This is a genomic window from Rhizobium leguminosarum, from assembly GCF_010668065.1.
Taxonomy (GTDB): Bacteria; Pseudomonadota; Alphaproteobacteria; order Rhizobiales; family Rhizobiaceae; genus Rhizobium; species Rhizobium leguminosarum_S.
Map to the genome: position 1 here is coordinate 122,504 of NZ_WUEN01000008.1, position 19,525 is coordinate 142,028.

The 19,525-nt window shown below is 62.5% G+C and carries 16 protein-coding genes; 8 read left to right on the forward strand and 8 right to left on the reverse strand.

Going from position 1 to position 19,525, the window contains the following annotated elements; genetic code table 11:
* Positions 1-3: 3 nt before the first annotated feature.
* Positions 4-1,398, forward strand: coding sequence for an NAD(P)(+) transhydrogenase (Re/Si-specific) subunit beta (locus GR198_RS21860; RefSeq protein ID WP_029871863.1), 1,395 nt, complete (start codon positions 4-6; stop codon positions 1,396-1,398).
* An 86-nt stretch (positions 1,399-1,484) separates the two neighbouring features.
* Here the strand turns inward: GR198_RS21860 and GR198_RS21865 are convergent, their stop codons facing one another.
* From GR198_RS21865 to GR198_RS21885, 5 genes are all read right to left on the reverse strand, one after another.
* Positions 1,485-1,967: a DUF992 domain-containing protein gene (locus tag GR198_RS21865; protein ID WP_029871864.1), complete on the reverse strand. Its 483-nt coding sequence runs from the start codon at positions 1,965-1,967 to the stop codon at positions 1,485-1,487.
* 114 nt (positions 1,968-2,081) lie between these two features.
* Complete coding sequence (locus GR198_RS21870) at positions 2,082-3,734, reverse strand: sensor histidine kinase (RefSeq protein ID WP_029871865.1); 1,653 nt, start codon at positions 3,732-3,734, stop codon at positions 2,082-2,084.
* A 500-nt stretch (positions 3,735-4,234) separates the two neighbouring features.
* Positions 4,235-5,104, reverse strand: a complete 870-nt coding sequence (locus GR198_RS21875) for a tetratricopeptide repeat protein (protein ID WP_029871866.1) — start codon at positions 5,102-5,104, stop codon at positions 4,235-4,237.
* Positions 5,105-5,239: 135 nt separating this feature from the next.
* The gene (gene rpsU, locus GR198_RS35925) at positions 5,240-5,455 is read right to left on the reverse strand and encodes a 30S ribosomal protein S21 (RefSeq protein ID WP_003542939.1); all 216 of its coding nucleotides are present in this window, start codon (positions 5,453-5,455) and stop codon (positions 5,240-5,242) included.
* Positions 5,456-5,633: 178 nt separating this feature from the next.
* The gene (locus GR198_RS21885) at positions 5,634-7,235 is read right to left on the reverse strand and encodes an adenylate/guanylate cyclase domain-containing protein (protein WP_029871867.1); all 1,602 of its coding nucleotides are present in this window, start codon (positions 7,233-7,235) and stop codon (positions 5,634-5,636) included.
* A gap of 283 nt (positions 7,236-7,518) precedes the next feature.
* Here GR198_RS21885 and GR198_RS21890 point away from each other — a divergent pair, with 283 nt between their 5' ends.
* The gene (locus GR198_RS21890; protein WP_029871868.1) at positions 7,519-9,690 is read left to right on the forward strand and encodes a CHASE2 domain-containing protein; all 2,172 of its coding nucleotides are present in this window, start codon (positions 7,519-7,521) and stop codon (positions 9,688-9,690) included.
* 6 nt (positions 9,691-9,696) lie between these two features.
* Here GR198_RS21890 and GR198_RS21895 read toward each other — a convergent pair whose 3' ends face one another.
* Positions 9,697-10,713: a FecR family protein gene (locus GR198_RS21895; protein WP_029871869.1), complete on the reverse strand. Its 1,017-nt coding sequence runs from the start codon at positions 10,711-10,713 to the stop codon at positions 9,697-9,699.
* Positions 10,714-10,966: 253 nt separating this feature from the next.
* Here GR198_RS21895 and GR198_RS21900 point away from each other — a divergent pair, with 253 nt between their 5' ends.
* From GR198_RS21900 to GR198_RS21925, 6 genes are read left to right on the forward strand one after another with little or no spacing between them, the layout of a single operon-like run.
* Positions 10,967-12,220: a sarcosine oxidase subunit beta family protein gene (locus GR198_RS21900; protein ID WP_164024225.1), complete on the forward strand. Its 1,254-nt coding sequence runs from the start codon at positions 10,967-10,969 to the stop codon at positions 12,218-12,220.
* The gene (locus tag GR198_RS21905; RefSeq protein ID WP_029871871.1) at positions 12,220-12,621 is read left to right on the forward strand and encodes a hypothetical protein; all 402 of its coding nucleotides are present in this window, start codon (positions 12,220-12,222) and stop codon (positions 12,619-12,621) included. Before GR198_RS21900 ends, GR198_RS21905 begins: the two co-directional genes overlap by 1 nt.
* A 12-nt stretch (positions 12,622-12,633) precedes the next feature.
* Positions 12,634-12,975 (forward strand): sarcosine oxidase subunit delta, encoded by a 342-nt coding sequence (locus GR198_RS21910; RefSeq protein ID WP_164069579.1) that lies wholly within the window; start codon positions 12,634-12,636, stop codon positions 12,973-12,975.
* Positions 12,972-15,965, forward strand: coding sequence for a sarcosine oxidase subunit alpha (locus GR198_RS21915; RefSeq protein ID WP_164069580.1), 2,994 nt, complete (start codon positions 12,972-12,974; stop codon positions 15,963-15,965). Before GR198_RS21910 ends, GR198_RS21915 begins: the two co-directional genes overlap by 4 nt.
* Positions 15,958-16,506: a sarcosine oxidase subunit gamma gene (locus tag GR198_RS21920; RefSeq protein ID WP_164069581.1), complete on the forward strand. Its 549-nt coding sequence runs from the start codon at positions 15,958-15,960 to the stop codon at positions 16,504-16,506. The genes GR198_RS21915 and GR198_RS21920 overlap by 8 nt, the downstream gene beginning before the upstream one ends.
* A gap of 44 nt (positions 16,507-16,550) precedes the next feature.
* Positions 16,551-16,949 carry a VOC family protein gene (locus GR198_RS21925; RefSeq protein ID WP_164069582.1) on the forward strand — a complete coding sequence of 133 codons (399 nt, stop codon included), beginning with the start codon at positions 16,551-16,553 and terminating at the stop codon, positions 16,947-16,949.
* A gap of 15 nt (positions 16,950-16,964) precedes the next feature.
* Here GR198_RS21925 and GR198_RS21930 read toward each other — a convergent pair whose 3' ends face one another.
* Entirely contained in the window at positions 16,965-17,453 is a 489-nt protein-coding gene (locus GR198_RS21930) for a MaoC family dehydratase (RefSeq protein WP_003542911.1), read from the reverse strand.
* Positions 17,454-17,543: 90 nt separating this feature from the next.
* Positions 17,544-19,520: a glycogen debranching protein GlgX gene (glgX, locus tag GR198_RS21935; RefSeq protein WP_164069583.1), complete on the reverse strand. Its 1,977-nt coding sequence runs from the start codon at positions 19,518-19,520 to the stop codon at positions 17,544-17,546.
* Between the last annotated feature and the right edge of the window lie 5 nt (positions 19,521-19,525).

The following is a 19,525-nucleotide window of genomic DNA, read 5'->3' on the forward strand; positions in this document are numbered from 1 at the left end:
CCGATGACCAATATCGCAGCCTTCCTCTACCTCGTCTCCGGCGTGCTCTTCATCCTGGCGCTGCGCGGCCTGTCGCATCCGGCCACCAGCCGCAAGGGCAATCTCTACGGCATGATCGGCATGGGGATCGCGATCCTGACGACGCTGGTGCTGGCGACGCCTGACTTCGGCGGCTTCGTGCTGATCGTCCTTGGCCTTGCCATCGGCGGCAGCGTCGGCGCCTATGTCGCCCGCACCATCCCCATGACCTCGATGCCGCAGCTCGTCGCCGGTTTCCATTCGCTGGTTGGCCTTGCCGCCGTGCTTGTCGCGGCTTCGGCGCTTTACACGCCTGCTTCCTTCGGCATTGGCGAGATCGGTCACATCCACACCGAGGCACGCGTCGAGATGGCGCTCGGCGTGGCGATCGGGGCGCTGACCTTCACCGGCTCGATCATCGCCTTCCTGAAGCTCGACGGACGCATGTCCGGCAAGCCGATCCTGCTGCCCTACCGGCATGTGATCAATGCGAGCCTGCTGGTGCTGATCGTACTCTTCATCGTCGGGCTTGCCGCCACCGAAAGCCATTTCGACTTCTGGGCCGTCGTGGCGCTGTCGCTGGCGCTCGGCGTCCTGCTGATCGTGCCGATCGGCGGGGCCGATATGCCCGTCGTCGTCTCGATGCTGAACTCCTATTCAGGATGGGCCGCGGCCGGCATCGGCTTCACGCTCGGCAATCTGGCGCTGATCATCACGGGCGCACTCGTCGGTTCTTCCGGCGCGATCCTCTCCTACATCATGTGCAAGGGTATGAACCGCTCCTTCGTCTCCGTCATCCTCGGCGGTTTCGGCGGTGAGACGGCGTCCGGCGGACCGGATACATCAGACAGGACGGTCAAGCTCGGCTCGGCCGAGGATGCGGCCTATCTGATGGCCAATGCATCGAAGGTCATCATCGTGCCGGGATACGGCATGGCGGTCGCCCAGGCCCAGCATGCGCTGCGCGAGCTCGCCGATAATCTGAAGAAGAACGGCGTCGAGGTGAAATATGCAATCCACCCGGTCGCAGGCCGCATGCCCGGCCACATGAACGTATTGCTCGCCGAAGCGAATGTTCCCTATGACGAGGTTTTCGAGCTCGAGGACATCAACTCGGAATTCGCCCAGGCCGACGTCGCCTATGTCATCGGTGCCAACGATGTCACCAATCCGGCGGCGCGCGACGACAAGACCTCGCCGATCTACGGCATGCCGATCCTCGACGTCGACCGGGCAAAGACCTGCCTCTTCGTCAAGCGCTCGCTCGGCTCGGGTTATGCCGGCATCGACAATACGCTGTTCTACAAGGACGGCACGATGATGCTGCTCGGTGACGCGAAGAAGATGACCGAGGATATCAACAAGGCGCTCGCGCATTGATCAACGCCAATGCAGCCGCCCTTCGGGCGGCTGTTTGATTTATGCGGCACGCCACTGCTGTCTGCCTTCTGGCCGGCCGCTTTTCGTCAGGTCTCTCCCGGCACGAGTGTCATCTTTTCGACGCCGATCGCCAGGTTCAGGCCTTCCTGAGCTTGGACGTTCAATGGCTGCAGCATGAAGGCCTTGTCGGTGCCGCCGGCGATGACCTTGGCGCCGGCGCCTGCACCGATGCTCGCATCGGCGCCGATCCCGTAATATTCGCCGGCAAGGGCGAATTGCGGGATATCCGTGCCGGTCTTTGCCAGCACCTGCCAGATCATGACGCTCTTGCCGGTCTGGCCGATATCGAGGCCAAATTTCTCGATTTTTCCGGCATAGACCGCCTTGGCGCCGCTGGCCGATGGCGTATAGGTGCAGATAAGGTTCTTCTGCGAGGTGACGATCAGACCTTGGCCGCCATCCGATCCGCAGACCAGACGGCCAAGCGTGACATAGTTTTCCGCGCCCGCCGGGCTCGCCCAGGCAGCGGCTGTAAGAGCCGCGGCTGCGATCATCGTTTGCTTGAACATGGTCTTTCTCCTTTGGAACGACCTGTCCGAAACGGGTGGAGGTAGCGATTGTTCCGGGACGCAGATTCAAAGTGATAGAGCGTCCTTCGCGCGTCTAAAGAGACGCGCGGCGCTCTATTCCCGCTCCAGCGTGGCGCGCTGCGCCGTCAGCACCCATAACAGGCCTTCGGGCCGGAAATCGATCTCAACCGTGCCGCGAAAGGCGGAGGCGGCATGAGCCTTGATAACGGTCGTGCCGAAGCCCGAGCGCGATGGCTCGGTGACCGGCGGGCCGCCGCGCTCTTCCCAGGTGAAACGGAGCAGGGCATCCGGCTTGTCCTCCTCGCTGACGTCACGCCATTCGAAGCGGACACGGCCTTGCGGTACGGAGAGCGCACCGTATTTCACCGAATTGGTGGCGAGTTCATGCAAGGCGAGACCGAGATTCTGCACGGCATCCGGTTTCAGCACGAAGTCTTCGCCGCTGATGTCGATCTGCTCGCGCGATTGCGGGAAGGCGTGCAAATGGATGTCGACGACCCGCCGCAGCGATACCCCTCCCCATTGTTCGCTGGTCAGGAGTTCGATCGAACGCACCAATCCCTCGAGGCGGTCGGCGACGGCGGCGCGGAAGGTCTCGACGCTGTCGGACTGCTTGGCGAGCTGGCGCATCATCGCCTGGGCAAGTGTCAGAAGATTCTTGGTGCGATGGACGAGTTCGTGCATGACGAAACGCAGCCGATCCTCGGTCTGGCTACGGTCGAAAGAGGCATTCGAAAGGGCAATCGCCACCTGGTTCGCCTCGATGACGCTGGTCTCGACCGGCGAGACGATATGGCCTTCGCCCATGCGGTTCGCCATGTCGGCGATATCGCGGATGGTGGTGCGCACCTGTCTTGCGACGGCATAGGCGGCCAGCACGGCGACGAGCACAAGTGCCACACCGCCGATGATCAGGAAACGCCAGGTGCTGAGGATCGAAGCCTGGGCGATCGGTCCCCAGATTACCGTCTTCCACGACCAGCCGGGAATCTGGGCATAACCGAGGAGCATGTGCGGCAGGATCGCCTCGTCCTCGAAGACGCCGCGGGAGACGGTGAGCGCCGGCAGAATGCGCGGATCGAAAGGTGTGCCGGGTTCGAGATTGGCGGGGCCAGTGGCCGCGACGACGTGGCCGCTCTCATCGATGACGGCGGCCGACCAGCCGGGGGCAAGGCCCTCGGTGGTCACAAGCTTGCCCAGATCCTGGGCGTTCTGCGTGATGATAAGGGCTGCGACCGGCTCGTTCTTTCGCGGCAGGGTGACGTTATAGACCCATTCGCCGCTGGTCCGGCCGCGAAAGACGTCGGACGCTTCGATGCGACCGGACGCCATGACCGCCTCGAGGGCGGGGATATTCGCCGTCTGGCCGAGCGGCGTGCCGAACGCCCGACGGGTGTTCAGCAGTTGCTGGCCGCTGCGGTCGACGGCGATAACGAAAAGCGTATTGTCTCTGAGGGCCGTTTCCGTGCGCTCATGGAAGGAGGCGAGATTGCCGTTTTCAAGCTCCGGCGAACTCGAAAGCAGCCGCAGCGTCGTCGCCATGTCCTGAAGCTGGCGGTCGATGATGCGTGAAAGGGCAAGCGCATCCTGGGCCGTCTCGCGCTTCAGCGTCGAACGCTGGTTGTCCTCCAACTGCAGCAGGAGCAGCGCCACGAAGGCGAAGATCGGCAGTGCGATCGCCACGGCCATGGCGACGAGGTAGGTGCCGATCGAAGCCTTGGGAAAGAACAGCGCTACGATTTTCATCTGTTACGCCACATCGCATGCGCACATGCATAATTCCTGAAATCGGAATCGATTTAAGGACCAAATCGTGCAGGAATTCAAAGTGCTAAAGCGTCCTTCGCGCGTTTGAAAAGACGCGCGGCGCTGTAATGCGCTTGGCCCGCAACGGTTTTGGCTTGCGGCCAGGAAAGCCAAGATCCGCATCTCTCGCAAACCGCCCCCAACACGTGTTCGAACATCCGATAGCGGGCTATCGAAGCATGTCCATGTTAGGGGGAGCTAGAGCAGGTTGCAACACACTATGACAGCCCATCGCCGAGGATGGACGCTTTTTCGGCTTCTCTTTGCAAGGCGGTGCGGCCGGCTTTGCCGCAGCGTCGCTTCCTCCGCCCGGCATGGCACGATATCACCTCGATGATATCTAACGGCCGGAAGATTCGTTTGAACCATCAGAGACTTGGCCGCAGTCCCGATGAGCGGCGCCATCGGCAAGAGGCGGTTGCGGCCGTCCGATGATGTTCTTAGCCGGCTGGGGCGACGCCGACGCGAGCAAGGCCGTCACGAGCCGGCTGGTACTTCGGATCGAGACCGATCGCATGGCGATAGGAGCGGGCCGCCTTCGCCTTGTCGCCGCGGCGTTCGTAGACGAGCGCCTGATTGGCCCAGGATTCGGCGATGTTGCCGTTCAGCTCGATTGCATGGTTGAAATCGGCAAAGGCGTTGTCGTCGTCGTTCAGCGCGACATAGGAAATGCCCCGGCCATTATAGGGCTCGGCCGAATTCGGCGCGAGCGAGATCGCTTTCGAGAAATCGTCGATCGCCTTATCCTGCTGATTGCGCTTCTGATAGAGCAGGCCACGATTGTGATAGGCACGGCCATCGGTGGTGCCGAGCTGGATCGCCTTGTCGAAGTCGTTGAAAGCCTGATCGTCCTGGCCGGCCATGCGATAGACATTGCCGCGGCCGATATAGGCGACGTCGTAGCTCGGATTGATCTGCAGGGCGGCATTGTAATCGGCAATCGCCTGAGCCTGCTGGCCCATGTTGCGATAGACGAGAGCGCGGTTGGCGTATGCCTGGAAAAACCGCGGGTTGATCTGCAATGCCGTGTTGAAATCGTTCAGCGCCGGGCGGAACTGGCCGGCGCGGCCATAGGCGGAACCACGGACGTTGTAACCTTCGGGATCCCTCGGATTGGCGTTGATGACCGCCGTCAGCGAAGCGATATTCTCTTCCGAACCCTGCGCCTTGTCGATGCGGATCACGGCATCCGTAGTATTGGTCGTCTCGCAGCCGGCGAGGCCGAACATTGCCGCCAGCGCCAAAGCGGGCAGGAATGCGGTTTTCTGCAAGCGCAAAGCGCGGGACGGATTAAAGGTGTTGACAGCCATTCGGGCTCGCTTTCCCCATGCGGCATATCCGGTGCGCGGATATGCGATCTTCAGCGGCAAACTAAAAAAGGCGGCGGCGAACCCATCGCCCCCGCCACAATGCATCTGAAAACGTCGAAAAAACGACGGCAACGCTCAGCGTGCTGCGACCAGACCTTCGCGCTGGGCGCGCTTGCGGGCCAGCTTGCGAACACGACGAACAGCCTCGGCCTTTTCGCGAGCACGCTTCTGCGACGGCTTCTCGTAATAGTCGCGCATCTTCATTTCGCGGAAAATGCCTTCGCGCTGCATCTTCTTCTTGAGAGCGCGGAGAGCCTGATCAACATTGTTATCGCGGACAAGTACCTGCACGAGAATCACGTTCCTTTGGTTGGTTGATGCCTGGGGCGGCGCAGCGGCCAGAGGCAAAACAATAACGTTCGCGCGGCCGGAGCCTTGCGATTGGTGATGCGAGATAGCAGATCGGGTGCGTGAAGTCCAGATGGATATGGGAGGCTGGCGGAAAAATCACGCCTCGCCCTCTGTCCGGTTACGATTTGGCGGCCTCGGGCAGAGCTTCGTCCAGCGCGGCGATCGCCTCCTTGAGAGCCGTCCGGACCCGGAGACGGTCGGCGGGCTCCAGCCGGCTCATATCCAGATGCAGGTCGAGGCCGGAGAGGTGCTCGCTCAGAACGCGGCTCTTATGGTCCGCGCCGAGTGTCAGCCCATCCACCGTGTAGGGCACGATCTCGCGCTGTATGCCCTTCATCGTGATCGGCGGCAGAGGATGGGCGTCGACGATATCGTTCACCAGCGCATAGGTTTCGTAGCTGATGACGATTTCTCCTCCCTGGGCGATCGATTGCAGCCGCGCCGCCAGATTGGCCTCCGCCCCGATGATCGTATAGTCCATGCGGTCGCTGCTGCCGAAATTGCCGACGTTGCAATAACCGCTGTTTACTCCCATGCGGACGACGAAAGGCTCCTCGGTACCGTTTCTGCGCCATCTGTCCTTGAGCTCGCCGAGACGGCGCTGCATGTCGACGGCCATGCGCAGGCATGCTTTCGCATCCTCCTCCGGACCCTTCGTTTCGGGGTCGCCGAAGAAGACCAGCATGGCATCGCCGATGAACTTGTCCACCGTGCCGCCATGCTCCAGCGCAATGTTCGACATCTCGGTCAGATATTCGTTGAGCATCTCCGTCAGGGCCTCCGGCTGGAGACGTTCGGTGGTCGCGGTGAAATCCTTGATGTCGGAGAAGAAGATCGTCAGGCGCTTGCGCTCTGTATGAACGACGACGTCCTTCTGGCCGCTGAAGATGCTTTTGTAGATCTGCGGCGAGAGATAGCGCGAGATCTTCAGGGAAACGCTGGCGAGGAATTCGTTCGCCGTTTCCAGCTCGTGGTTGGCGTTGTGGATTGCGCGCGTCTGCTGCCGCTGGAGCAGAATGAAGCTGATGCCGATGATGGCGACGAAAAGAAAATAGCAGAGCAGGTATTTGAAGGCGAAGACGTTGCTCGCATAGGGCTGCCTGATGACGACTTCCTGAATCCCGCGCACATCGCCCACTTTCCAATCGGTCTTCGGGCTTTCGGGATGGGTATTGTGACAGGCAACGCAGGCCTGGCCCATGACCACGGGGGTGATGAACCGCAAGGTATCGGTCAATCCGACGCGGGTGAGATCGTTCAGCGTCTGCTGGGGGTTGGCGCGCAACGCGGCGAGCGCTTGTCTCTCGAAATCGTCGAGCTCGTGGGATGCGCGGCTCTTGAACGGCAGGTCGGAGACGAAACGGTAGGTGATATTGGCCTGCTGCTCCTTGATGACGTCGCCGAGTTCCAGGGAGAGCGTGGCCGGCAGCGGGATGGCGCCTGGAATATTCGCGTAAGTATGAGAGACGACCGTGCCTCCGGTCGCGCCGCTGGCATGGGCGGCGAGAACACGCCCCACGACATTCGCGGAATAATAGGAGCGGATGCTCGATATCAGCGAGCTCATGTCGCGCGCCTGACGGCGCAGGGTATTCCCCGAGAGATCGCTGATATCAAGCCAGACGGCAAGCGGCAGCCCTGCGAGCATTGCCAGCACGACGACAATCAGCCAGTAGCCGCTGCGGCGTGCGGCGGATTCGGAAATCACGGCGACCTTCATCCTTCTCTCGAAAAAGCATCCGATTTTCGATCGTTACAAGAACATTTCGCTGCGCGCCGGGCAAGGTCGAAGCCTTGTCATCCAGGCAAAAGCCAGGCCAAAACTGGAGGCGTGGCCTGATTGACGACGGTTCCCCGCCATCCGCCGGAAAGCGAAATGCGGGAGGCTGAAAAGACAGCGTCCTTATGCATCTGCGAATGGCGTTTGGATCGAAAGCGGCGTAGCCTGTCTGCCGGCAGGTGCTGGCCGTTCTGTCGGCCGTCGGGGGGCAGCCAGTGAGATCATGACGCGCGCGCAGCAAATCGGTGTCGTTATCGGCCTGGCGATCGTGGCTATGCTGACGATCCTCCGGGCCGGCGATCCTGGGATTTTCAAGCTGATCCGCGGCGTGACTTTCGACGAGTATCAGCGGCTGGTTCCCAGGACCTTCGAGCCGATGCCGGTCCGTGTGATCGACATCGACGAGACGTCGCTGCGCGAATTCGGCCAGTGGCCGTGGCCGCGGGACCGGATGGCCCTGCTGGTGGACCGGCTTTCGGAGATGGGTGCCTCAGCCATTGCCTTCGATGTTCTGTTCGCCGAGCCGGACCGGCTGTCGCCGCGCAATGTTGTGCGCGACGTTGCTGGTGTGGATCCTTCCTTGGCCGAGAAGCTGCCAGACAATGACGAGATATTCGCCCGTTCGATTGCCGGAAAACCCGTCGTGCTCGGCTTCGGTCTTTCCAACGAGGGCAACTACCGGCCGCCTGTCAAAGCGGGCTTCGCCTTCACCGGCGAAAGCCCTGTCTCGGCTCCGCCCTATCTCGGCGCCTCGACGCCGCTCAGACCGCAATTGGAGGCCAATGCGGCGGGGCTCGGCCATATCAGCCTCAACCCCGGCAATCCCTCGCCGGTGGTGCGGGCGGTGCCGCTGTTCCTGACAGACGGTGAACAGCTCTATCCGAATCTCGCGATCGAGGCTCTACGTGTGGCGCAGGGGGCGTCGACCTATGTGCTATCGGGCGCGCCCGATCGCGCCGGCATCATGACATCGGCAAAGATCGGGGATTTCGTCGTGCCGCTGACGGCGGCGGGCGAACTCTGGCTCTATGTCAGCCCCGACCGGGCCGAGCGATACATATCCGCCCGTCAGGTGCTCGCGGCCGACGGGGCCTCTCCCGAGGTCGCGGCCGCAATCGACGGTAGCATCGTCTTCATCGGCACATCGGCGGCCGGCCTGCAGGACATTCGCGTCACCGCGCTCGGCGAGAACGTTCCCGGCGTTTCGCTGCATGCGCAGGCCGTCGAGCAGATCCTCTCCGGCCATTTCCTGTCGCGGCCCGACTGGGCCGACGGGCTGGAAATCCTGCTGATCGCGGTGCTCGGCTGCCTGCTCGTCGTGGTGACGACCTTCGTCAGCCCCGCCGTCGCTCTGATCTGCGGGCTGCTGATCACGGCGATGGCGCTGGTGGCGTCCTGGTTCTCGTTTCTTTATGCAGGGCTTCTCTTCGATCCACTGGCTCCGATCGTCAGCGGATCGATCATCCATTTTGCCGCGACCTCGTTCAAGATCCTGGTGATCGATCGAGAGCGACGCGAGGTGCGGCGCGCCTTCGGACATTATCTTTCCCCGTCGCTGCTCCACCGTATCGAGCATAATCGCGACGCATTGCGTCTCGGCGGAGACGACCGCGAGTTGACGATGATGTTTGTCGACGTCAGGAATTTCACCGAAATGAGCGAGCGGCTGGCGCCGACGGATGTCGTCGCTTTCCTGAACACGCTGCTCGATGCGTTGAGCCGCCATGTCGTGGCGAATGAGGGCACGCTCGACAAGTTCATCGGCGATTCGATCATGGCATTCTGGAATGCGCCCGTCGATGTGGCGGATCACGAAGCCAAGGCTGTTCGCGCAGCGCTTGCCATGCGCGAGACGCTCGCCGAATTGAACGCCGGCGACGCCTTTGGCTTCGGGCCTGATCAGGAAGTCAGCATCGGCATCGGCATTCATACTGGCCTTGCCTGCGTTGGCAATATGGGCGCCAAGACCCGCTTCAACTATTCGGCTGTCGGAGATGCCGTCAACGTTGCGGCTCGAATCGAGTCCTCCTGCAAGGAGGTCGGCTTCGATATCCTCATTTCCGACAGCACGGCACGGTCAGTGCCGGGAATGGCGCTGATCGAGGCCGGCGCGCTCCAGCTAAAGGGGAAGAGCAGCCGGACACAGATCCTCGCCGTTGTCGGCGATGAGCGGGTCGCAGCATCTCTGGAATTTGCCGCGCTCAAGGTCGTCCACAATCAGTTGATGCAGGCCCTGCAATCACACTCAAGGAATAGCCGAAAGCTTATCGGTACGGCAAAGCTCAGGGCTGTGCAGGTGATCGGCGGTCTGGCTGAATTCTACGAGCGCGTATCCCGCAGGGCCGATCATTTCCGCGAGGTGCCGGAGGAGGTCGAAAAAAGCGCCGCAGATTGACAGGCCTCAGCGACCGCGATTGAAATTATGACCCCTGTCGCGGTTCCGATCGTTGTCGTGATCTCGATCATGGTGGCGCTCGTGCCCCCGATGATCCAAACCATGATTTCCGGGCTTGCCATCATCGTCATGCCGGCCGTGGCCATCATGCTTGTCGGGCCTATCCGGCTTGTCATGATGGGGCTTATCGTGGTGCGGCCTATCATGATGAGGCTTGTCGTGATGCGGCTTGTCGGGCTTGTTCGGTCGCTCCTTTTGCGGCTCGGCCTGTCTCTGTGGCGGATCCTGCCTTTGCGGAGCAGGCGCAACTGCCGGCGGAGGCCGCGTTCTGTCTTTTCTTTCCGGCGCGGCTGAGGCCATATTGCAGCCGCCGAGCATGCCGATGCCGCCCGCAAGTCGCTGATTGCCGGAGAGGAAGGGTAGGGCGCGCTGATTTCCGAGCGTCGCGAGGATACTGGGGTCAACCCGGCGTGCTGCGGACATATCGCCATTCGGCTTGGCCACCACGCAATCGCAGCGTTGCTGCAACTGCCGGCAGCCGCCCGGGCCGCAGAAACTGGCAGCACCATTCAGCAGCACGACGGCGGTCGTGCCATCCGGGCCGACGTAGAAATCGAAAGCGGTGCCGCGCACGCCGATCGTGCCGGCCGGCGTCAGGATCTGGTAGGCCGAGGAATTGGAATTGCCGCTGACCCAGCGGAATGTGCCCTTTGCCGCCCTGATCGTCAGTTTTTTGACCGATTGGGAATCATCGAAGACATATTTGTCGATCACGACCGACGAACCCCAGCCGACCGCGAGCTTCGTGCCGTCACGAAACACGAATTGGCCAAGCCCGGATTGCGATGTCTTGATGCGCTCGTTGCGATGAACGCGGGTGTCGACCTCGATCGGCCCGCTCTGTCCCGTCACCTGCGTCTTGATGACGACAGCCTGGCCGACCGGCTCGGCGGCGAGCGCCGGCCATGCGCCGTTTAACGCGATGCCAAGCATCGCGACTGGTACTGCGCGCCAACCCCACATGATACACGTACCCCCGGGAACAGCGATTGTTAACATTTTAGCATTTGCTTGTCTTCTAACCCTCTTGGGTTAGGGCCGGGCCGGCGGCTAAGCGGAAATGCAGACGCTTGCGTCATCGGCCTGGAGGGGCATTCTCATCAGCGTGTCGAAAGCAAAGCTCTCGTGCGTCGCAAAAGAACCGTTGTGCCGCATTTGGATTTGCGATTTGTATGAGCGCGGAGAACAGGCCCTTTCCCGAAGGAGAAGAAGGCGGATGCGGAAATATTCGGTTTTTGCCGTGGCACGGGAGGCCCTTCGCGGCCACAAGGGCTGGGAGAAGCAGTGGACTTCGCCTGAGCCACGCGCCGAATATGATGTCGTCATCATCGGCGCCGGCGGCCACGGGCTGGGTGCTGCCTATTATCTCGCCAAGGAGCACGGCATCACCAATGTGGCGGTGATCGAGAAGGGCTGGCTCGGCGGCGGCAATACCGGGCGCAACACCACCATCATCCGCTCGAACTATCTCTACGAAGAGAGCATGCACATCTACGAGCATTCGATGAAGCTCTGGGAGGGGCTTTCCCAGGAGCTCAACTACAATGTGATGTATTCGCCGCGCGGCGTGATGATGCTCTCGCACAATATTCACGACCAGCAGTCCTTCAAACGGCATATCCATGCCAACCGGCTCTACGGCATCGACAATGAATGGCTGACGCCGGAGCAGGCGAAGGCCTATTGTCCGCCGCTCGATATCTCGGCCAGCGCGCGCTACCCGATCAACGGCGCAGCACTGCAGCGGCGCGGCGGCACGGCCAGGCACGACGCGGTTGCCTGGGGTTATGCACGGGCGGCCTCAGACCGCGGGGTACACATCATCCAGAATTGCGAAGTGACCGGCATCCGGCGCGGTGCGGACGGACGGGTGACGGGGGTCGAGACCTCGCGCGGCTTCATCGGCGCCAGGAAGGTCGGCGTGTCGGCGGCCGGCCATACGACGACAGTCATGCAGATGGCCGGCGTGCGCGTGCCACTGCAATCGAGCCCTCTGCAGGCGCTGGTCTCCGAGCCGCTGAAGCCGATCTTTCCCTGCGTCGTCATGTCGAACACGGTGCATGCCTATATCTCCCAGTCCGACAAGGGAGAGCTCGTCATAGGCGCCGGCACCGACCAGTATAATTCCTATTCCCAGACGGGCGGGCTGCAGATCATCACGCACACGCTCGACGCCATCTGCGAGCTCTTCCCGATGTTCCGGCGCGTCAAGATGATGCGGCAATGGGGCGGCATCGTCGACAATACGCCGGATCGTTCGGCGATCCAGTCGAAGACGCCGGTTCCCGGGCTTTACGTCAATTGCGGCTGGGGCACCGGCGGCTTCAAGGCGACGCCGGGCTCGGCCAATCTCTTCGCGCATCTGATTGCTCGCGACGAGCCGCACAAATTCAATGCCGGGCTGACGCTGGAGCGCTTCCGCAGCGGCCGGCTGATCGACGAGGCGGCGGCGGCGGCGGTGGCGCACTGATGTGGATGGCGGCTCTCCTGACGATCGGGATCAGCGGCGCGGCAATGCCGGCCGGTGATGTCTTTCCCGGCGTCGGAGATTTCCGCCTGCAGAAGATCCACAGGGCCGCCGGCGAAAGCGAATGGCCCTTCGTTGCCGAGAGTGGCACGCTGCTTTGTGCGATGGTCCTGCGCCAACCAGCCGTCTATTTCGTGCCCGAGGTCGGCGGAACGCCGGGACGTGCCTTCGTGATCGACAACGATATCACCATGATGGCTTTTGCGAATATCGGCATGACCGGTGTGCTGGAGCCCTACGACAATTTCGAACAGCTTCTCAAGCGCCTCGTTCCCTATGTGACGATGGGAAAGCGCCTCTGCAATCAACCTCCCGGAACCAATGTTTCCGGATCGGAACTCTAAGACGGGTAACACATGCTGCTGATCTATTGCCCCTACTGTCAGGAAGAGCGCTCCGAGCTCGAATTTCGTGGCGCGGGTGACGCGCATATCGCGCGGCCCGCTGATATCGCCTCGATTTCGGACGAGGAGTTCGAGTCCTATTTCTTTATCCGCGACAATCCGAAGGGGCTGATCTTCGAACGCTGGCGGCACATTCATGGCTGCGGCCGCTTCTTCAATGCGGCGCGCGATACGGTGACCGACAAGTTCATCGTGACTTACAAGGTGGGTGAACCGAAGCCTGAGATCGGTGCGGCGGCCGCGCAGCATGGGCCTGTCGAGACATATGAAGCCGTGGAAGGAGAGGCGCAATGAGCGGCGCGAACCGTATCGCCGGCAAGGGGCGCCTGACACCGGCCAGGACCGCGCGTTTCAGCTTCGACGGCAAGAGCTATACGGCGCTCGAAGGTGATACCGTGGCCTCGGCGCTGATCGCCAACGGCGTGCATCTTCTGGGACGTTCGTTCAAATATCACCGGGCCCGCGGTATTCTGTCGGCAGGGCCCGAGGAGCCGAACGCGCTGATCGACGTTTCCCGCGATACAGCGCGCAAGCAGCCGAACGTGCGCGCCACCGTGCAGGAAGTCTTCGACGGCATGATCGTCAGCTCGCAGAACCGCTGGCCCTCGCTTGCCTTCGACGTCGGCGCGGTCAACAATCTGATGTCGCCGTTCTTCGCCGCCGGTTTCTATTACAAGACCTTCATGTGGCCGCGCGCCGCCTGGAAACACGTCTACGAACCGCTCATCCGTCGTGCCGCCGGCCTCGGCGTCGCCCCGACGGAGGAGGATCCGGACCACTATGCCAGCCGCTATGCCCATTGCGACGTGCTGGTTGTCGGCGCCGGTGTTGCCGGGCTTTCGGCGGCGCTGGCTGCGGCCGAGACCGGCGCGCGGGTGATCCTTTGCGACGAGCAGGCGGAAGCCGGCGGCGCGTTGCGCTACGATGTCGGGGTAAGGATCGACGGACAGGACGGCAATAGCTGGGCACAGAAGACCGTAGCGCGGCTGAAGGCGATGGACAATGTCGAAGTGCTGGTCCGCACGACCGCCTTTGGCTACTACAACCACAATTTCGTCGGTCTTGCCGAGCGCGTCACCGATCATATCGCCAAGCCTGCCCGCGACCTGCCGCGCGAGCGGCTCTGGCAGGTCCGGGCTAAGCGGGTGATCCTCGCCACCGGCGCGATCGAGCGGCACATGGTATTTCCGAACAACGACCGGCCGGGCATCATGCTCGCCTCGGCGGGGCGGATGTATCTCAATCATTACGGCGTTGCGGTCGGGACCAAGATCGGCATCTACACGGCGCACGACTCGGCCTATGAGGCGGCCTTCGATCTGAAACGATCCGGTGTTTCGATCGCCGCCATCGTCGATAGCAGGCAGGCGCCGGGAGCGGCAGTGCTGGCAGAGGCGCGGGCACTCGGCATCGATGTTCTGGCCGGCCAATCGGTCGTCAACACGTCGGGGCGGCTGCGCATCTCGTCGATGACGGTGGCGCGCAACGGCGGCGGTTCGCCGCGCAAGATCGCGGTCGATGCGCTGCTGGTTTCGGCCGGCTGGACGCCGTCCGTCCATCTGTTCTCGCAGTCGCGCGGCAAAGTGGCCTTCGATGCAGAAAGCCAGCGTTTCCTGCCCGGCTCCTATGCGCAGGACTGCCTCTCGGTCGGCGCCTGCAACGGCACCGACGACCTGCAGCGGACGATCGAGGAATCGCTTGCCGCCGGCGAACTGATGGCGCAGGCCACCGGCAGAAGCAGCGGCGAGAAGATCGCAATTTCGGCCGAACAGGCCTATGACTGGACGGGCGGCATGATCGGCGCTGCCGAAGGCGCCGGGCCGAAGACCAACACCAAGGCCTTCATCGATTTCCAGCATGACGTCTGCGCCAAGGATATCCGCCTTGCCGTGCGCGAGGGCATGCATTCGATCGAGCATATCAAGCGCTTCACGACCAACGGAATGGCCTCGGACCAGGGCAAGCTGTCCAACATGCATGGCCTGGCGATTGCCGCCGAAATGCTCGGCAAGGAAATCCCGCAGGTCGGGCTCACCACCTTCCGTGCGCCCTATACGCCGGTCACCTATGGTACGCTGATCGGTCATTCACGCGGAGAGCTGTTCGATCCGACGCGCAAGACGCCGCTGCACGGCTGGGAAGAAGCCCATGGCGCGGTCTTCGAGGATGTCGGCAACTGGAAGCGTGCCTGGTTCTATCCACAGGCCGGCGAGACCATGCACCAGGCGGTCGCTCGCGAATGCCGGACGGCACGCGAGGCGGCCGGTATCTTCGACGCCTCGACGCTCGGCAAGATCGAGGTGGTGGGGCCGGATGCTGCGGAGTTCCTCAACCTCATCTACACCAATGCCTGGGATACGCTGAAGCCCGGCAAGGCCCGCTACGGCATCATGACCCGCGAGGATGGCTTCGTTTATGACGACGGCGTTGTCGGACGCCTGGCGGACGACCGTTTCCATGTGACGACCACGACCGGCGGTGCGCCGCGTGTTCTCCATCACATGGAAGATTACCTGCAGACGGAATTCCCGCATCTGAAGGTATGGCTGACCTCGGTGACCGAACAATGGGCTGTCGTCGCCGTGCAGGGGCCGAAGGCGCGCGAGATCGTCGCGCCGCTGGTCGAAGGGCTCGATCTTTCGAACGAAGCCTTCCCGCATATGAGCGTTGCCGAGTGCACGGTCTGCGGGGTGCCGGCGCGGCTCTTCCGCGTCTCGTTCACCGGCGAAACCGGATTCGAAATCAACGTGCCGGCCGATTACGGCCAGTCGGTGCTCGAAGCGGTCTGGGCTAATGCCGAGCCGCTTGGCGCCTGCGTCTACGGCACGGAGACGATGCACGTTCTTCGCGCCGAGAAAGGCTACATCATCGTCGGGCAGGATACGGATGGGACGGTGACCCCCGATGACGCCGGGCTTTCCTGGGCGGTTTCGAAGAAGAAGACGGATTTCGTCGGCATTCGCGGGTTGAAGCGGCCGGATCTCATCAAGGACGGGCGCAAACAGCTCGTCGGCCTCGTCACCAAGGACCCGAAGCTGGTGCTCGAAGAAGGCGCGCAGATCGTCGCGAGCCCGAACGAGCCGAAGCCGATGACCATGCTCGGCCACGTCACATCAGCCTATTGGTCGGAAAATTGCGGCAGGTCGATCGCCTTCGCGCTGGTCGCCGGCGGCCGGGCGCGGATGGGCGAAACGCTCTATGTGCCGATGCCGGACCGGACGATCGCCGTCGAAGTGACGGATCTGGTATTCTTTGACAAGGAAGGGGGCCGCATCCATGGCTGATGTCGCAATTCGCAAACCGGCGCTTGCCGGACGTCTCGGCGGCTCCGCAGCGGTGCGGCTGACGACCGCACCCACCGCCAGTCGGGTGGCGCTGCGCGCGCCGGCGGAATCGCTTGAAGCACTTTCCTCTGCTCTCGGCCTGACGCTGCCGGATGCGCCGAAGACATCCGGCCGGGCCGGCGCCCGATCGGCGCTCTGGATTGGCCCGGACGAGTGGCTGGTGATCGATGAGGCCGGCGCCGATCTGATGGCTGCACTTTCCGGCGCCGGCACGCTGCATTCCGCGACCGACGTTTCCCACCGCAATGTCGCGATCATCGTCTCGGGACCGGGTGCCGAGGCGACGCTTTCGGCCGGCTGCCCGCAGGACCTGTCGCTTTCTTCCTTTCCGATCGGCGCCGCATCGCGCACGATTTTCGGCAAGGCGGAAATCGTGCTTTTCCGTACGGAAGAAGACACGTTCCGGGTGGAGTGCTGGCGGTCGTTTTCGGATTATGTCTTCGGGCTGCTGAACGAGGCGGCTCATGACGCCGGGCATTGAGTCTCAGCAAATCGCGAGCGTGCGCTCATTCAAGAGGTAAGCGAATGCTGCATCATGCCTCCCTTGGCGTTTGCGACATCGAGCGGTCGGCGGCATTTTACGATGCTGCCCTTGCCGCGCTCGGTTATATCAGGGTCTGGGACGATATCAGGCCGGGGCAAACAGGGCAGGCAATCGGCTACGGCCTTCCCGGCGGCGGGGACAAGCTGGCGATCAAGCATCGCCCGGACGGCCAGCGTGCGCCCGGTCCCTGCTTTCATCTCGCTTTTGCCGCGCCGAACCGCCAAGCGGTCGATCGGTTCTATGCGGCGGCAATCGCGCATGGCGGAAGCGACAATGGCCGGCCAGGCCTGCGGTCCCATTACGGTGAACACTATTACGCGGCGTTCGTCATGGATCCCGACGGACACGCTCTCGAAGCCGTGTTCAATTCGGCCGAGTAACAAAAGCAGTCTTGCTCAGATGTCCTCGGGACGGTCCTTCGGGTCGAATTGGATGATGGTGATCCATTTTGCCGTCAACGCCGGCTTCTTCTCGTTTTCGATCTCGATCGTAACGTCATAGGTGGTCATCAGCATGCCGGCGCCGCGGAAGCGGGCTTCGGAAAGCAGGAAGCGGCCGCGGACGCGGGCGCCGCTTTTCACCGGCGTCATGAAGCGGACGCGATCGAAGCCGTAATTGATGCCGAGGGTCTGCTCGCGCACTTTCGGCAGGCAATTGTAGTTCATCGTCGACAGCAGAGACAGGGTCAGGAAGCCGTGGGCGATGGTGCCGCCGAAGGGGCTCTCGGCCGCCGCGCGTTCAGGATCGACGTGGATGAACTGATGGTCGTCGGTCGCCGACGCGAAGGCGTCGATCATCGTCTGGTCGACGGTGACCCAATCCGAAAGGCCCGTTTCCATGCCGATCAATCCCCGCACGTCGGAGAGTGAAATTTCCGTGACCATAAATTCCTCGTGAAATAAGCCGCCGCGGCAAAGCCTTATCGTGCATTTGTGACGATTGCGACAAGGATTTGCGCGAGGGAGGGGAGGCGGTCAATTTTCTACGAAAAAGGCAATCGAGCGCGGCTCGACGGTTGCGCGGCCACCGGTTTTCTTCGCTCCATCCGGGGTCAACTGGCGCCAGCCCGGTTCGCCCTCAGAAGGCAGCGTGAAAAATTGGCGGCTCCCCGAGCGATTGAAAAGCACACCAAGCCGGGTCTGCCTGCCGCGAGAGGAGCGGTCACCGGTCGATAACAGCATGCCGAGGGTGGAGAGCGACGGCGTCTCCCATTCGGCAACGGTCATCGGCTCGCCGGAAAGCGAAATCCATTCGACATCGCCATTTCCCGCCAGGAAGCCCATTTCGGAGAAAACGGTGAAGCGGCGACGCAGCCCCGCAACGAAGGCGGTGTGGGCGATGAGATCCCCGTCCAACGCCTTCCAGTCCAGCCAGGTGATCTCGTTGTCCTGGCAATAGGCGTTGTTGTTGCCGTGCTGGCTGCGGCCGCCCTCGTCGCCCGCCGTCAGCATGATGCTGCCGCGGGTGGCAAAAAGCGTTGAGATCAGCGCCATCACATCGTCCCGGCGACGCTTGCGGATCGTCGGATAGACGGTTTCCCCCTCGACGCCGTTGTTCCAGGAGTGGTTCTCGTTATGGCCGTCACGATTGTGTTCGCCGTTGGCGTCGTTGTGCTTTCCGGCGTAGGAGACAAGATCGATCAGTGTGAAGCCGTCATGGGCAGCGAGGAAGTTGACGCTGCGCGTCTCCTTGCCGTTATTGTGGGAGAAGATGTCGGAGGAGCCGGCGAGTGCGGTTGCCAGTGCACCGGTCTTCCAATCGTCGCCGCGCCAGTAGCAGCGCAGGTCGTCGCGAACCCGGTCGTTCCATTCAAGGAAGGGGGGCGGGAAATTGCCGAGCTGGTAACCGCCCGGGCCGATATCCCAGGGTTCGGCGATCATGATCCGGTCGGCAAGCACATCGTCGGAGAGGATTGCAGCCAGTGTTCCGTCGCGTTCGAAGCCCGTCGCGGTGCGGCCAAGCACCGGGGCGAGATCGAAGCGAAAACCGTCGACGCCGGCGTTGAGCACGAAATGGCGCAGGCTGTCGATGACGAGGCGGCGAACTTCGGGATGATCGCAGGCGAGCGTGTTGCCGGTGCCTGTGTCGTTGATGAGTTCGCCCGGGCAATTCTGGGCGTGGCGATAATAATGCAGGTTGTCGAGGCCGCGCAGCGACAGCGTCGCGCCGTAACGGTCGCTCTCGCCGGTATGGTTGAAGACGAGGTCGAGGATGACGGCGATGCCTTCGGCATGGAGGGCCGCGACCGTCTCGCGCAGCTCCGTCATGCCGCCGGGGACGAGCCGCGGATCGAGCGCCATGAAGGCGACGGGATTGTAGCCCCAGCCGTTGGTGAGGCCGAGCGGCGGCAAATGGCGTTCGTCGATCCAGGCGGTGATCGGCATCAGTTCGACGGCATCGACGCCGATGCGCTTCAGATGCGCGACGACGGAGGGATGCGCAAGCGCTGCGACCGTGCCGCGCTCAGCCTCCGGCACATCCGGATGGAGAATGGTGAAGGGCCGCACCGCCACCTCATAGATAAAGCCGCCCGGCTTGAACAGCGGCTTGCTGATCGCGGCTCGGCTATCGGTGGTGACGATTGCCTTCGGCATCAGATCCTGGCTGTCCTCGCCATAGATGCCGAGGCGCGGATCGTAGCGGAACGGCCTGTCGATCTCCTTGGCGTAGGGATCGATCAGCAGTTTGGAAGGATCGTACCAGAGGCCGTTATCGGGCGCATAGATACCGTCGGCGCGATAGCCGTAGCGAGCCCCCGCCTTCAGTCCGTCGACAAAGAGACGATGGAAGTAGTTGCTGTCGCGCGCCATCGGCAGGCGCGCGAATTCCCTGTTGCCGTCCTCCTCGAAGAGGCAGAGTTCGATCTGTGCGGCATGATGCGACCATACGGCAAATTCGACGCCGGTCTCGAAGACGATCGCGCCGGCTTGCGCCGAACTGTTCCCCCGCATGTTCC